This is a genomic window from Paenibacillus sp. FSL M7-0802 (genome assembly GCF_038004945.1).
GTDB classification, from domain to species: domain Bacteria; phylum Bacillota; class Bacilli; order Paenibacillales; family Paenibacillaceae; genus Paenibacillus; species Paenibacillus polymyxa_B.
Map to the genome: position 1 here is coordinate 264,573 of NZ_JBBOSD010000001.1, position 15,594 is coordinate 280,166.

14 protein-coding genes are annotated in these 15,594 nt (G+C 44.8%); 4 read left to right on the plus strand and 10 right to left on the minus strand.

The window, feature by feature from the left end; translation table 11 throughout:
• Positions 1-8: 8 nt before the first annotated feature.
• The gene (locus tag MHB54_RS01510) at positions 9-1,811 is read right to left on the minus strand and encodes a vWA domain-containing protein (RefSeq protein ID WP_023988386.1); all 1,803 of its coding nucleotides are present in this window, start codon (positions 1,809-1,811) and stop codon (positions 9-11) included.
• A 300-nt stretch (positions 1,812-2,111) separates the two neighbouring features.
• On the opposite strand from MHB54_RS01510, the gene MHB54_RS01515 reads away from it, so the two are divergent.
• The 3 genes from MHB54_RS01515 (at position 2,112) to MHB54_RS01525 (ending at position 3,508) form a co-directional block, all read left to right on the plus strand.
• Entirely contained in the window at positions 2,112-2,264 is a 153-nt protein-coding gene (locus MHB54_RS01515; protein WP_023988385.1) for a hypothetical protein, read from the plus strand.
• Positions 2,257-3,174 (plus strand): hypothetical protein, encoded by a 918-nt coding sequence (locus MHB54_RS01520; RefSeq protein ID WP_023988384.1) that lies wholly within the window; start codon positions 2,257-2,259, stop codon positions 3,172-3,174. Before MHB54_RS01515 ends, MHB54_RS01520 begins: the two co-directional genes overlap by 8 nt.
• Positions 3,175-3,346: 172 nt before the next feature.
• The gene (locus MHB54_RS01525) at positions 3,347-3,508 is read left to right on the plus strand and encodes a hypothetical protein (protein WP_256026366.1); all 162 of its coding nucleotides are present in this window, start codon (positions 3,347-3,349) and stop codon (positions 3,506-3,508) included.
• A gap of 180 nt (positions 3,509-3,688) precedes the next feature.
• Here the strand turns inward: MHB54_RS01525 and fabG are convergent, their stop codons facing one another.
• The 5 genes from fabG to MHB54_RS01550 form a co-directional block, all read right to left on the minus strand.
• On the minus strand, positions 3,689-4,444 hold the full coding sequence (fabG, locus tag MHB54_RS01530) for a 3-oxoacyl-ACP reductase FabG (protein WP_068940776.1): 756 nt from the start codon (positions 4,442-4,444) through the stop codon (positions 3,689-3,691).
• 336 nt (positions 4,445-4,780) lie between these two features.
• Positions 4,781-7,537, minus strand: a complete 2,757-nt coding sequence (locus MHB54_RS01535) for a PHB depolymerase family esterase (protein WP_340981358.1) — start codon at positions 7,535-7,537, stop codon at positions 4,781-4,783.
• Between the two features lie 274 nt (positions 7,538-7,811).
• Positions 7,812-8,150 carry a hypothetical protein gene (locus MHB54_RS01540; RefSeq protein WP_023988379.1) on the minus strand — a complete coding sequence of 113 codons (339 nt, stop codon included), beginning with the start codon at positions 8,148-8,150 and terminating at the stop codon, positions 7,812-7,814.
• Positions 8,151-8,285: 135 nt separating this feature from the next.
• Positions 8,286-9,416 carry a bifunctional cystathionine gamma-lyase/homocysteine desulfhydrase gene (locus MHB54_RS01545; RefSeq protein WP_025724184.1) on the minus strand — a complete coding sequence of 377 codons (1,131 nt, stop codon included), beginning with the start codon at positions 9,414-9,416 and terminating at the stop codon, positions 8,286-8,288.
• 1 nt (position 9,417) lies between these two features.
• Positions 9,418-10,341 (minus strand): PLP-dependent cysteine synthase family protein, encoded by a 924-nt coding sequence (locus tag MHB54_RS01550; protein WP_053325324.1) that lies wholly within the window; start codon positions 10,339-10,341, stop codon positions 9,418-9,420.
• Positions 10,342-10,596: 255 nt separating this feature from the next.
• Between MHB54_RS01550 and MHB54_RS01555 the strand changes: the two genes are divergently transcribed.
• Entirely contained in the window at positions 10,597-10,959 is a 363-nt protein-coding gene (locus MHB54_RS01555; protein WP_053325323.1) for a hypothetical protein, read from the plus strand.
• Between the two features lie 119 nt (positions 10,960-11,078).
• Here MHB54_RS01555 and MHB54_RS01560 read toward each other — a convergent pair whose 3' ends face one another.
• The 4 genes from MHB54_RS01560 to MHB54_RS01575 all read right to left on the minus strand — a co-directional run bounded on the left by MHB54_RS01560 (position 11,079) and on the right by MHB54_RS01575 (position 15,253).
• Positions 11,079-11,378 carry a DUF6509 family protein gene (locus tag MHB54_RS01560; RefSeq protein WP_053325322.1) on the minus strand — a complete coding sequence of 100 codons (300 nt, stop codon included), beginning with the start codon at positions 11,376-11,378 and terminating at the stop codon, positions 11,079-11,081.
• Positions 11,372-13,339, minus strand: coding sequence for an ATP-dependent DNA helicase (locus tag MHB54_RS01565; protein ID WP_023988375.1), 1,968 nt, complete (start codon positions 13,337-13,339; stop codon positions 11,372-11,374). Before MHB54_RS01565 ends, MHB54_RS01560 begins: the two co-directional genes overlap by 7 nt.
• Positions 13,340-13,630: 291 nt before the next feature.
• A complete protein-coding gene (locus MHB54_RS01570) occupies positions 13,631-14,635 on the minus strand; it encodes an ABC transporter substrate-binding protein (RefSeq protein WP_023988374.1) in 1,005 nt (334 codons plus the stop codon).
• Between the two features lie 120 nt (positions 14,636-14,755).
• Entirely contained in the window at positions 14,756-15,253 is a 498-nt protein-coding gene (locus MHB54_RS01575; RefSeq protein WP_023988373.1) for an RDD family protein, read from the minus strand.
• Between the last annotated feature and the right edge of the window lie 341 nt (positions 15,254-15,594).

Consider the following 15,594-nt stretch of genomic DNA (forward strand, 5'->3'; position numbering starts at 1 on the left):
GGGTTCGTTTAGCTGTTTACTGAAATAAATTCCAGTAAAATGGTTTTGTCCACACTGGCTAACGGGATGGTCAGACGATCACCGTTTTTGAGTTCAAGACCGTTGCCTGTGTCTACAGCCCGTCCGGATTTCTCAATCGTAATCTCGGGGGTACTGCGCACAATGATACGATCCTGATTGGCTGGTGTGAACACGACCTTGTCGGTTCCAGCAAATTCCGGTGCCAGTTGCAGCAACTGGTGCAGATTAAATTTGCCCCGGAAGGTGTTCAGCTTCTTGTATTGTGGATACGTTTTTTCGCCAGTGTTCTCATCCCGGATTTCCAGTACGATTTGACCGACAAAGCCACGGTTGGCCTTTTTGACAGCCTTCCAGATGAAATATGCGGCAACCAGCAGAATGAGCAGCCCCAGCCCTAAAAGAATGAGTGGCATTAGCTTGGACTTTTCAGCAGGTGTTGTTGGCTGCGTTGTGCCTGTATTCGTACCGCTCGTCGCCCCTGCTTTAGCACTGATGGTTACAGGCTGTGTTTCACGGTAGAAGCTCTTCTCCTCTGCTCTAACGGTTAGTTCGTAGTCATGCTCATCTGGAATCGTATAGCTACCGGTAAAAGAATCCCCTGCATTGGTTAACGGCACCTCATTCGTTGTACCGGAATCCAGATCCTTGACCTTCAGAACAGCATTCATATTCGCATACAATTCCTGATCCTGAAGCTGCTGGCTATTGCTCGTCAGGTAGGAACGAATTTGAACTGCATCGCCTTTTTTGTATGATTTGGCGGACGGTGCGTCCATTTTCAGCTCCAGATCGTAGTTAAACACCAGATTAATATCAATCTGATCCTGCTGGACTCCCTTGACTTGGAGCTTCCAGTCACCAGCCACAGGCTTGAGCAGTTTAATCAGCGAGTAGCTTTTGGACTTGGACAGCAGCACATCGCTCGAAGGAATCGGCTTGGTGTTACCCGACGGGTCTATCAGTCTCGCATCCACCGGTTTCGAGGACATGATCGAAATGTTAGCCTCCAGCACACTATCATTCGGTACGGTTACCGTTACATCCTGATAGTCGCCGTTTGCCGTAATGGACTGCAAAGGCACCACTTTCAACTTCAAATTGCTGGCGAAAATTTCACTTAAAATGTTCGGCAGGTCATCCGCTGAGCTTGTAATAAAGGACTTGCCGCCCGTTTGCTGCGCTATGTCGGCAAGCTTGTTTTTATTCAGCTTCCCATCTGCATTCAAGCCGATGGTGTAGATCGGAACGCCGCTATTTTTAGCCTCGGCTACAGCCTGTGCCATATCCTGATCTGATTGGCTTTCGGTTCTGCCTGTCGTCTTATTAAAATCGTTGTTACCGTCGGCCAACATGACGATCATAGGCGCATGTCCAGCTGTTTTACCATCTTGCAAAATGCGGATCGCTTCCTTGACACCCACGGAGGTGTCAGTATACGCCCCCCGGTTCAGTCCGTCAATAAACGTCTTCAGTTCCTGCTTATCCGCTTCGGATGTAATATTAAGCAAGGCTTTCTCGCGCTGTACGACATCCGTATACGCTACAATCCCGACCTTGTCATTTTGCGTCGACAGCATATCAATGAACATTTTCATGGCTTCATTGCCAATTTTCCCAGGATCACTGGTGTTCATTGAATTACTTACATCGACGACCAGCACCGCATCCACCTTAGAAGCAGAGGGCGAAGCGGCATTCGCCATCTGTGGCTGCCATGCCAAAATCGAGGTCATGATCATTGTACATATGATTCCGATGACCAAAAACCATTTTCTGTCTCTACTAAACATCGCTTGTACCCCTTTGCCGGTTAATTCTCATTCTAAATTACAGTTGTACTCCCCTACTATTAAATTATAATGAGTTTTACATGAACGCCAGCTGAAAATACTGCCCAAATGGTCTGAATCCAACCAAAAAGCCTGTCATACCGCGAGATTTTACCAATATCCTGCAGTAATGATATAATTATACCCCAACAAGGGCAATCGGGCACCAGCCTTCTCCTTTATACGACAAAAATGACAGTAGCGAAACCCGCCCATGTAAAATATTGAAGTAAAAATCCAAGCAGAAAGAGGAAGTACACTATGATCTCATACGGATGTCTGGCGATTATGTTTCTTTTTGTCGCCATCAAATCACTAATTTACTATATACATAAAAAACGCGCCCCGTCGATTACACAAATCGACACCGAGCTTTTGGCACTGCTGAACCGGAGAAGTGAGCGCAATGAATAGTTCCAAACAAGCTGTACAATTTCGCCCATTTACCCGCACAGAGCACGCCTTCCAAAAGCTAAGAGTCTGCAAGCGTTGTGGACAATTCACCGCCCTTTGGGAAGAGAAATGTACATCATGTGGTCGGGATACACTAGTTCCTGTAGAGCAATATGCCAAACTTAGAGCCAAACGTTATTTTCGTAAAGACCTTGCCGTCGGCGTCATATTGCTGGCCGCTACTGTTTTTTTCGGCCACTCGCAGCAACAAATGTTTCTATGCGGTATCGTCGGTGCGTTCTTTCTGCTGCCCTTGGTGCTTCTACAGCAGGGTATTTATCCTTATGAACAGCGTAGGCAGCTTATACGTCTGTTCAGAGGTCGTATAGGGCAGATCCAGGAAGGACTAAACGTTAATCATAAAAACGCGGTTGCCCTGCGGCAGCTCAGTGAGCGTGTCTCCTATGAAATGCTGCGTGAGATGGCTGTACTCATTCACAATGATCGGATAAGGCTCCAGCAGGTCGCCCTGCTGCAATCTTTTGTTCTCCGCAAAGACATGGAATTAACGCTCGATCCTCTCCTGATCAAGAGCTTCGAGCCGCTTATGGTCAGATATATCGGAGAGATTGCCAGACTCAATCGTGAGCTGATCAAGGACCGGACATTCCGATACGTAGTCTTTTATGAGCGCCGTATTCTGGAATTGGCAGGGGGCGAAGATATTCTCGTCCGCGTAGCCAGTGCAGCTGTCCGTAAAAAGCGCTACGTAGTCACCCATGCCGCTTTCATTTCCAGATATGTACGCAAACTGCCAAAGGAACGAGTCCAGCGTTTATATCATATCATTCAAGAGAATCCGTTAGAACCCTTTGGAGATTTGGCCGATGAAGTAAAGATCATGTACCTGATGGAGCAGTATAAAAACTGATCTGTCCTAACGCCCTTCTATATATGACGTCATTACCATGACAAACCACTGCAATAAAGCAGCAAAAAACCGTCAGGATCGCCTGGGTGGTATCATCCCCTTCAAGTAGACACTCTAAAAAAACCTTGTGTGTTACCATGAGGGTATGAGTGAACCTGGAGGGGATTTTCGTATGGCTAACCAACTCAAAGTTTGGGTGAAGAAGGTTCGAAATGCTGAACCGCTCGATTGGCGCAAGGGTTCATCCAACCCGATGAAGGGGCGTACACGTTCCTCCTTTTCCAGTATCAAAGAAGAACGAGATTACTTGATAGCTCAGGGGTGGACTACTTAAAAAGCGATATTCAAATCTGGTGACGGAGCGAAGCTCAGCGGTTTCAGGATAAACTCAAAAAGCGCGCCCCGATCGAGTATCGGCACGCGCTTGCAGCTTAGCTTTTTTCATTCGTCTACTTGACAGGGGTATGACTACTCAAGGATTCATTTTATTCCTCTTGGTACAAACTTGTTTTTATTAAGATTCAGGCAAGCTCTGTCCTCCGTCGATAATAATTGTTTGTCCCGTGATGAAGCCAGCCTCCTTAGAGGCAAGAAACGCAGCTGCATGGCCCATTTCTTCAACGGTTCCAAACCGTTTCAATGGAATAGCTGGAAGCATGGTTTCAATGTATTCTGGGAAGGTTTGTATCATTTCAGTCATTGTATTACCGGGCATGATCGCATTGATTGTAATACCAAACGGAGCTAACTCAAGCGCTGCACTGCGAATAAAACCGAGTTGGGCAGCCTTACTCGCACCGTAATGCGACCATCCTACAAATCCTGTCGCCGGCCCCGTAATCGAAGATGTTAACACCACTCTTCCATATTCAGCTTTTTTTAAGAATGGCAGACAAGCCTGTACAGAAAATAAAGCTCCACGCACATTAGTATTCATCACGCTATCCCATTCTTCAGCAACCATTTCTTCAATTGTAGTCATAGGGGCAATACCTGAGTTAGCACATAACACATCAATGCCGCTAAAGGCCACCGATACTGAATGTGCCATCATTTCCATAGAAGATCGATCCGTGACATCACCTCTAAAGCCTTGCGCGTATCCACCGGATGCTCTGATTTCGGCAGCGCATATCTCGGCCTCATCTAGGTTACGAGAAATAATGGCTACTTTAGCTCCCTTTTCAGCAAAGACTTTGGCGATTCCTTTACCAATCCCCTTACTCGAACCAGTTACAATAACCGACTTGTTTTCAAATGAATTTTCCATTATGTTTTCCCTCCTTCGGAGAGAGAGCATTTGCTCTCTAAATAGATCAAAAAAAATATCTTATAAGAATATTAATAGATTGCATGACTAGATTAATCTTTTCCTGTGCACTTTATGTGCCTTTCCCTGGATAGAAGAAGGATTCAAAACGTTTATGATGATATTCACATTTTTTAGCTTTGTCAATAAAGTGGACGCACAAGGCTACTTCCATATCTCGACATGGTTGAGCTCTCTTGAAGGAGTTTTGATTTGTCTCACTAAGGGGTCAGTCCCCCTCCCCAACTCCGGACGTTTTTTTATTTTAGGATTATCGTGTCTAATTAGCTGTCTTCTTTATTGGCCTTGCAGTTTTTGCTGCGCATGTCTGATGGAAGTAAAGTTAAAAGCACGCACTCCCTTGCTATCATACACAATAATCTCTTTATTCAAATATGGGTGTAAACCATTAAAATATCCAGGCATAATCAGTCTGCGCATAAATAGGTTTTTACCCAACATACGGGGGGAATTGGTCGCTACGACAAGCATTTGCTGGGTTGCAGACCATGGGCTAGGTTGAATATATGACAGACAATACTCGCCTGCCGTAAAATCGCCGCCCAATGTATACCCTTCCTCCGTACATGTAATTTGCAGATCAGCTTGGTGCTTCTGAAGCAGCTCATGTCTGGACAAGCCCGAAGTGACACATATCACGTTGCTATCAGCCAGTGCTTCCTCTGTAATATCATTGGAAGACACCACCGGATAATGAACACCGATATACGGATTCCAAGTCGCTGTTCGTGGGCTAGCCAAGGCGTTCGCCGTCCGTCTCACCGCCTGCTCTTCCTCCGGTGTAGCATAGCTGGATGGAAGGACAATGTGAAGACGATCCATATAAACGTCAAGCACACCCATACCATGGCTCAAAACGTTTCTTCCCACGCTTTTCGAATCCACAATTTCCTTTTTGGCATCCGATTCTTTTGAAAAGCATTCACTGCTTTCTTCCTCCCGTTCGGCAATCAAACGGTATTCAGGTGAGGGACGTTTATGTGAGTGTGTTTTAACAAAGCGAAAGCGGCTGTATTCCCGCAAGTCCAACACGAAAATACGGGCTCCGATACGAACTTGGGCCAATTCCAAGGGCATGACCTCTTGAGAAAGATGAATGATAAATTCTTCGGCGTGAACTGCCTCAATATCCAACTCACCTGTGGCACTCATTTCACCGTACAACTCGGCATATTCCTCATTTTCATCCATTCGCGTCAGTTCCAGCCAGTAAGCCCGGTTATGTCTACCCCGTTCCGTCCGATAGGCAATACGCTGAGGTACGACATCCCTTTTCCATTGCATAAGCCAACCCAGTACGCCGTCCAGAAGTCTCAGCTCATGCGTATCCCAGTGATTAGACTGCCGCTCTACGACACCTTTAAAATGATCAGATGGAAGCTCTGTTACAGGGGCTGTGTATGCTTGTGCAAATAAGTAATCCTGATCTCCGCATACATTCAATATTGGCATATTCAACAGATTTATCAGATGCTTGGGATGTGGCGCTCCAGAGATAACCGCAATAGCCGCAAACCGAGAAGGATAAGCCTGTGCCATCGCCCAGGCCGCATATGCTCCGTTCGAATAACCCGTCAGATAGATCCGCTCTTCGTCCACTCGGTACGCTTGCAGTATGACATCCAGCGCCTCCAAAAAAGCAGCTTCTCCAATATAACTGCCCAACGTTACACCACGGCATGAAAAAGTAACGAATATAGCTTCCTCTTCCCAGCCTTGCCCAAAACCTCGATTCTGAAAATCCGGCAAGCCCAGTTCATATCGCTTGCCTGGCATCAGAACGATCAGAGGATATTGTCGGTCAGTCGAATAGCTTCTGGGAAGCTGAATGGTATAGCGTTGCAAACTATTGTCCAAACGGGAGACAAAAAATCCTTCCCCAATTCCGTCATTAGACAAAAAGATGTGTTCTTCTTGAAGTAAGGATGGGGAGTGTGACTGTTCCGTATGTCCACACGTGAAGATTTGTTTTAATAGCTTGATATATTCACGTACAACCCGGTAATCCCAGATTTCAAAAGGATCTTCCGGCAAATCCGTTAACCTTTTTAATTCCTCAAGCAGGCCCTCTATTTGTATTTTCTGCGCAGAATGAAGAATATCTATAGCGCGGGCTTGAATGTACCGGTCATACTCTTCCTGCAAGCCCTCCACGACGACTGACAAAGGCCGCACAAGTGCCGAATACACAAAATGATGCTCCACAGCCTCATGATCCCGATATGTAACGGTGAAGTGCAGCATTCCCGTATTCCTGGCCTTTTCCTCGTCCCAGTCATAGCTTTGCTCCTGCTCCCAATGTGCTGGAAAGCGATCCAGCTTCATGCCTTCATCATTCGTTACCTCGACCCATAACGTTTGATCTAAGGGAAGATCTATCCGATCCTTACGCAGTAAATAAAATAAGATCGGGCTGTCTTCACCCTCCCTGCCAGCACTTTTCTCAACCTCTAACCAAGCCATATGAAAACGTATATTACGCTCTACAAATTCACGTTGCAGTTCTGTCACATCTGGTTCGTCGCATACCTGATTTCCACTGATACGAATAGAGCGGGCCTCCTCGGGAATAAACGCAGCAATGATAACTACCGTGTGATCGCCTTCCTCCAGATACAAGCGAAAAGGACCGGATTCCGCATATACCAGTGTGCCATCTATCCAAATTTGTCCCGTTCCTTCAAAGGGTCTGAAAATCACTTCCTGTGCAGCCATACAACGAAGATTTGAAACCAGCAAAAGCCTTTCTTGTTCGGCCAAAGGCGGAAAAACACCTAGATTTAGTTCGGCAGTCCGAGGGTCCAGCTCGGTCAATAATCGGCACGCTGCCTTTCCTCCGGCTGAAAGCTCTACTCCTTCTTCATCACAAGCCTTTTCCAAATTCCATTCCTCATGGGCAAAATAACTTGTCCATTCCCTGCCCACACCGCAATTTTCCGGGAGCATGACCGGACCGACTGCATAAGCAGACCTCAGACGTACCGGATGATCCGACAGCACAGTTGTTGCTTTTTCCAGATGTGTGAACCTCATAACATTCCCCCTCCAGGTTTTTGTTTCCTCAGAGACGTAGTCGCGGTTATATTCCGTTTAACATTCAATTTAACTATATAAAACTATTCGTTATTACCTCTACGTACTCCTCTGTTCTTCTCAAAAAAGTAGCTATGATAAAACAAAAAAAACGAAGAAAGCAGAGTGCTTCACTTCGTTATTAAAAATTTCTATATCTAAAAACCTATTTAATGCTGCCATGATTGTTGCTAACAATACTAGGGTATAGTATGTTTAGGGTGAAGTTACTATTTTAAAAATGTGCATAACTCGCTTGAATTTGCTTTTCCAACTTAATGCGTTCTAACTTTAGCTCCCAAATCTGTTCGCTCCACGAGTTTCGATCCGCCGCGTTATTACTATTTCGTAAGAGATCAAACAACCTCAGCAATTCATCGTTAATCTGATCAAAATGCCGCCACAGCGTATTAATCTCAGAATCTTTAGTCTCTTTGCCATTCTCCAGCAATTGATGCCGCAGGGCTTCTTTGAGCTCCTGTTGCCACTCTATATCGTTCAATTGTTTCGCATAATTAAGAAGATCCAGATAGTCATCTACCTGCAGGTAACTGCGTGTTTTTATCTGTTTCATAGGGTCTCTCTCCTTATGGCTCAATCTATTACCAAGTATTATACTCGGTTATTAAGGGAAAGCAATACTTTATTCTACAATACACAAAAAAAGAGGCAGCCTCAGCTACCTCTCTTGAACATTACGATTATTTTCTTACAATGCTGCCTGCAAATCTTCGATCAAATCTTCCAGATCTTCAATCCCAACCGAAATCCGCACCAAACCTTCGGTAATACCTAGCTCTGCACGACGTTCTACTGGAATAGAGGCGTGCGTCATACGTGCCGGAACACTAATCAGACTTTCAACCGCTCCCAAGCTTTCAGCCAGTGTAAAATATTTCACCTTTTTCAGAAGTGCAACCGCGTTAGCGTCGCTACCTACATCAAAGGAAATGATGCCGCCAAAGCCTTCGGCCTGGATTTTGGACAGTTCATGCTGTGCATGGCTTTCCAGTCCAGGATAGTACACTTTGCTAACCTTCGGATGTTTTTCCAAAAAGGCTGCAATTTCCTTCGCATTTTGCTCAATCGCTTCCATACGCAGACCCAATGTTTTAATACCTCGGATCAATAACCAAGAATCTTGCGGGCCGAGAATAGCACCAATGGCGTTTTGCAGAAAATGAAGTTGTTCTCCCAGCTCGTCGCTGTTCACAACAGCCAGACCTGCTACAACATCGCTATGGCCGCCCAAATACTTGGTAGCAGAGTGAATGACGATATCAGCCCCAAGTGTAATTGGCGTCTGCCAATAAGGGGTAGCAAATGTGTTGTCGACGATCAATAAAAGATCATGTTTTTTTACAAGCTCCGAAACAGCGCGGATATCCGTAACCTTCAAAAGCGGGTTCGTTGGCGTTTCGACATACAATGCCTTCGTATTCGGACGAATTGCTTTGGAGATGGCTTCCAGGTCAGTCGTATCCACAAATGTGGACTCAATTCCGATACGGCTGAGGACTTTGCTTACAATACGGTAGGTGCCTCCGTATACATCATCGGTCAGCAAAATATGATCCCCTGCATTAAACAGTGAAAATACCGCATGGATTGCTGCCATACCCGAACCGAAAGCAAAACCACGCTTTCCTTCCTCCAGATCCTTGATCAGCTCCTCCAGAGCAAACCGGGTCGGATTGCCTGTACGCGAATATTCGTATCCCTTATGGACGCCAATTTCCTCTTGCTCATAAGTGCTTACCTGATAAATAGGAACGTTAACCGCGCCTGTATGGGGATCGGTAGGAAGCCCGCCGTGAATCAGTTTTGTTTTGCGTTTCATTTTATATCCCGCCTTCATATATTTTTTTGCTCAGATAACGTTCGCTGCTATCCGGGAAAATGGTAACAATATGTGCGCCATCCGGTGCATTTTCGGCTTCCAGTAAAGCGGCATGTAAAGCAGACCCTGAAGAACTGCCAACGAGAAGACCTTCACGTGCAGCCAGTTCCTTGACACGGTCAAAAGCATCAACATCGCTAATGGTGTGAATGGCATTAAAATATCCTTTATCCACAAATTCAGGGATTAATTCCATGCCAATTCCTTCCGTTTTATGTGGACCTGACTCGCCGCCATTCAAAATGGACCCTTCCGGCTCCACGATGACCGTTTTAAGGGCTGCATTTTGTTCCTTAAGATAACGCGAGGTTCCCATAAACGTTCCCCCCGAGCCTGCACCTGCCACAAATACGTCCACTTTGCCGTCCAGATCGTTCCATATTTCAGGTCCCATTGTCGTATAATATGCCTCGGGATTATCCGGATTACTGAATTGCCGTGGCAAGTATGCATCTTTTATTTCAGCAGCCAATTCTTTTGTTTTTTCGATAGCTCCTTTCATCCCCTCACTTGTCGGGGTATGAACGATGCGTGCTCCCAATGCCTTCATCAGGTCCTGCTTCTCTTGGCTGAACTTCTCAGGCACAGCAAAAATAACCGAGATATTATAATGAAGCGCCGCCATCGCAAGACCAATACCTGCGTTGCCTGCTGTTGCTTCAATTAATGTCCCACCTGGCTTCAGCTGACCTGTTTTTAATGCTTTTTCAATTAGAGCCTTACCTACCCGATCCTTTACGCTGCCGCCGGGATTCATAAACTCCAGCTTCGCAAACAGGCGAATTCCTCTCGGTAGAGAATAGCTGCTCAGCTCCACTAATGGCGTACGTCCGATGAGTTCAAGGGTATTTTGATATACATTCATAATTTCAAGCTCCTTTTAATGGCGAATCCAAAATAAACCAATGGTCAAAAATTAACGCCTTTTGTCGGAGAAGTTCGCTATCATCTCCGAGAAAACACAGTAATACGGTAAGTATTGATGCAATAAGATTTTATGTGTATTTGAAGCTTTTGTCAAATGGACCAGTCACAATACCCACACACCCTGCCTGCTTGCTCGATATGATAGAGAAGATGTCACAAAATATCCCCGTGCAACATAAGGAGGAGTTCATATATGGGAAAGCAATTTCTGAAGATAGCTGCCGTATATTTTGCCCTCAGTGTGCTGCTTAGTGTAATTATTGGCTTGTCGGGTGATTACAGCCTGTCCAATGTTCAGTCTCATATTCATTTGTTGGGTTGGATTGCACTTGGAATTATAGGTCTGATCTATGTGACCTTTCCTGCACTTTCAGTTACTATTCTGGCACATATCCATTTTTGGATGCATAATATCGGTCTGCCTGTGTTGATATTGGCAATTATAGGTGAAAATTACGAAATTCCAGAGGCTGGAGTTTGGATCGCCATAGGGTGGGTGTTACTCGCGGCTGGTATTATGCTGTTTATGGTGAATGTGTGGGATAGACTGCGCTAGAGCAAATAAGTTCTCTTCATTTGACCATAAAAAAAGGAGCCTGATCATGTCAGGACTCCTTGATATCTTCATTATATGTTAGCTATACACCAGCTGTGCTAGCTAAGTGTTCTATACTGTTACTTCACTGTTTCATCCTGTACATGTTCTTTACAGAAGTTCGCAACAGCTTGCAGCTCATCATCTTCAAGTTCAAGATCAATGTAACTATTCGTTACTTTTTCAATTAATTCATACTTTAGCAGTCCCGTCTTTTCTTCGTCTACTAAATAAAGACAACGGATATACAGTCCGTTTTCAGTGTATAGCTCGTCGTCCTCCTCTACCTCTACATCAATGATAAATTCATAACGCTGTCCAGTCAAAATACCAAAAGCATCTTTAATCTGATCTACTGTGTACGTTGTAAAATTCAACATGTTTTTATTCCCTCCGGGTTTCCTTCAATTACGGTGCATTCTACGCCCGCAGGCAGTAGTTGTTCAACTTGTGTGCGTACTTCTTGACGTCTCAAATCCTGGCCCATGATGGATATCCAGCCTCGATCATTACGCGAGCGAATTAAACGCCCTATGCCTTGTCTGAGTCTAAGTGCCATGTGAGGCATATCTATCTGAATAAACGGATCTGCTGCATCCTTGCGCAGAGCCGTAAAAACCGGATCATTCGGAGGAAATGGCAGTGACCAGATAATGACGTGCGACAGAGAAGGTCCAGGAATATCCAATCCTTCCCATAATGTAACAGCGCACAACACACTTTCCTCATCATTCTGAAAAGCTGAGATCAGATGGCTGATTTCAGCCGAACCTTCGTACAGAAAACGATAGGCTGATGCCTCCGGGTAAGCAACGAGATCCTTCTTGAATGCAGCCAGTTCCTCCTGTGAAGGAAACAGGATAAGCGCTCTTCCCTGCGATTTCTCCAGCAGTGTCAGCGCTCTCTGGATTGGATCATGCCCCACTTGCAACGGGTACAGTGCAGCTTGCATCTGATCGCTGTAGTCATAAGGTGAAGCAACAGAAAACGTTAGTGGATTTTCAATACCGAGACTCTGCGCCATATAGTCAAAAGAGCTCTCTACGGAAAGCGTAGCTGAAGAGAATACGATTGGTATATGCTGCGCAAATACTCGTTCTTTGAGAATCTCTTTTACCATCTTCGGCATAACCACAAGCGTTAACCCATCCTGATCCTCCATCACCCACGAAATGAGAAGTTCAGGACGCTTAAACAAAGCCAATGCGGTTTGAATCATTTCCAAATGTTCTTCCACAATTTTGACTTGATACTCATCCAAAGAGAATAGCCCGCTTTCAAATACAAGCTCTTCTTCGATCGTGCCGATCAATTCACCAAAGCGGTTTACCTCTCGAATCAGCGACTCATTCAGGATGAACTCCTTGCGATTAGAACCCTGTACAGGCTGACTGTTCTTATCAAGCGCAGCGAACAAAACCTCACTTTGGGAGATCGCATCTTCGATCGTCATTGCCAAAGATTCTCGCACTTCCCCCTCGAGAAGTCGGGTAATAATAGACTCAAACTGAGCGTGCTTAAGCTTGTAGGTAAGTGCATTTTGTGCCGCTGTCTCCAGCAGATGCCCTTCGTCAAAGACGACAGAGCTGTGCTCCGGCAGCAACGGCAGCTGACCCTCGCGCTTTCTCGCTTCGTAGGTCCATACATGCTCCATATAAAAGTCATGAGAGCAAATGACCAGATCTGCCGCTTTGCGGTAATGATCACGAGACAACGTCTGACCGCAACGATGGCGCTGATGGCAAACGAGACAGTCTTGAAATACATCCCATCCGAGTCTGCTCCACTGTCCATCTGTTAGCTCGGGATACTCCTTCCGATTTCCGTAAGGAGTGAAGGACTGTAACGTATCTGGAAAATGAACAAAATCCGGCAGTTCCTGATAAATATCACGGAAAACATCTGCGTCCTCATCCAGTCCGCCTCGCACCTCATCCAGCTTATTCAGGCAAATATACTGATCCGGCGACTTCCCCAATCTGGCATCAATCGTCAGACTCAAATGCCGTGCCAGCTTGGCGATATCCCCTTCCGGCTTTACCAATTGTTCAATTAACGATTCATCCGCACAGGCGATAATCGCCGGTTTTCTCATGTATCGAGCATATGCAATAGCGTACAGCAGGTATACCAGCGTTTTACCAGTGCCCACACCTGCTTCTGCAAAAATGGTCTTTTTTTCCTTATAGGCACGTTCTAGCTGGAATGCCATATAAATTTGTTCATCCCGAACCTCAAAGCCGACTTCAGGCAAAACTTCATAAAATACATCCGCAATCCAGTCACTTGCCTGCTCAATAAACGGCTTGGACGGATCAAAGGCAAAAGGGTAAGTAGTCAATCGGGCTGTGCCTCCAATTCGTTCATAATGTGCATCCTTTCATTATAACGCAAAACAAGCTAAAAAGAACATGAAAACTGTAAGAACAGCTTACATTTTTTATTTCGCCATGAAATTCTATAAATAAAGGACATCAGGGTTCGTTTGTGTGAGTATGCTACGAGGAGGATTTGGCGAAGGATTTGGTGGAGAAAGCTTGATAAGAGATAGGTTAAGCAAGGGAAGTATTCATAGCATAATGAGAAAACAAAGAAACCAGCTAATGCTTTCAGGCACTGGCTGGTTCCATGTTTACTTTTGCTTCATCAAATCTGGAATTTGTTCAAGAAGCCGTTCTCTCGTGATGGCATCATCAAAATTCCATGAGCTGTCGAGTGTATATACCCGTTTGTTTTGAACCGCGGGAATGGTCTTCCATATTTCACTGTTCATCAGATTATTAGTAACTGCAACTGTTTCTTTACTCTGATCCGACAGAATAAATAGTTCATCCCCGATAAATGCAGGAAGCACCTCGTTAGAAATGGTAGCAAAGCGCTCTTTTTTATCAATCAGGTCTGTTTGTACCTTGGGAGCCGGTTTAAAGCCAAGCACATCATACAAGGACACGGATGCACCCTGATGTCCCATAACATACAGGTTCTTCCCCATAACTAACAACACCGTCGCTGTCTCTCCTGGCTTAATGTCAACATCCAGCTTGGCCTTCATTTGTTTGGCCTTCTCGTCATATAAGGTTTTGAATTGGTCTGCCTCTTTAGTTTTTCCAAGAAGTTTACCTAGCTCCTGCATACGTTCAAAAGTTGCCTGGTCGGAATGAAGAGCCACGGTAGGTGCAATTTTAGCTAACGTATCAATCGCCTTTTCATCCCAATTGTCGTGAAGAATAAGGTCCGGTTTCAGCATCGTCACTTTTTCCAGATTCACTGGGTAGCCTACATCGGTAATATCCTTGGTAAGGTCCGCATACACAATTTGTGACTGAATGACACTCAGACTCGCACCTGCTGGACGTACACCCAAGGCAAGCAAATCCCCCGGATCACTGCCTACATAAACGATCCGCTGTGGATTTACCGGAATCGTTACTTTACGTTTTTGAGAGTCTGTATATTCTCGGGTGGTCGGCGTTGTTGATGCCTCTTCCTTTTGAACCGTGCTGTTTGCAGCCTGTCCTGCTGTAGGGGAAGTTTGGGCAACATTTCCTTGAGAGCTACAAGCTGATAGTACAACGGCTATAATGAGCAGTACTCCCGCCAGTATAGGGAGTTTGGTCGATTTTTTTACATGTAGCATATGGATGTATCCTCCAAGTTATATAGTCTATAGAAAATGATAATCATTATCATTCACTTAATATTACATAATAGACCCATCTTCTGCAACGGAAATTTCCTTAATTCATGATATTTGAAGCTACTGGAGTGAAGGACAATTGCTGCTCATGTGCTGCAACTCCTTTTTATTCACAACAAAGGTGTTGGTACAAAGATCGTGGAGTCCCTGTTTTTTGGCAGTAAAAGCAACCACAATATAAATAATATGAGCAATTACAAAAGAAATGGCTTTAATCCAATAACGTCCTGAGGCATGTAAGAATCCAAGACGCTTTCCTTCCTTGTCTACAACAATTAAAGAGAACACCAGCTTACCCGGTGTTGCTCTTACCTTCGATGATTCCCATAACACACAGTACAACCATGGCACTACGAGCCATAAGATCAGCGGCCACAACATAAGCAGTACTTGTATGAAACCCGTCTCCTTTATGCCCAGAAGATCTGGGATAATGTAAATTGCGCCCCCTACTAAAAGGACTATGGCAGTAAGGATGATCAGATCAATCACAAACGCTGCCGTTCTTATCCAAAATCCTCCGTATATTCTTTTGGTACAATCACTTGTTGCTGTCATGATATGTATAACTCCTTTTGCAAATGAGATTTAAAATCCAGTTTATTCCTTTACCCAAGAAGATATCATACGGTTACCCACCTATATTGTCAATTTACGAGTAAATGCTCTTAAACAAGTAAAAGGACCTATTTCCATGCATCAAAATGAAAATTTTCATAGGAGTTAAGAGCTTATATCAATGATTTTTCTCTGATTGGGTACAAAATAAGCTCAGCCACAATCTCTTAACCCCCTATAAGTAGTACTTTGGCATCGAAATAAATCCAGCCTTTTCATGCATAAAAAAACAGCGTATATGTAAATGAAATTACACACACGCTGCTTCACAATTCATTCCG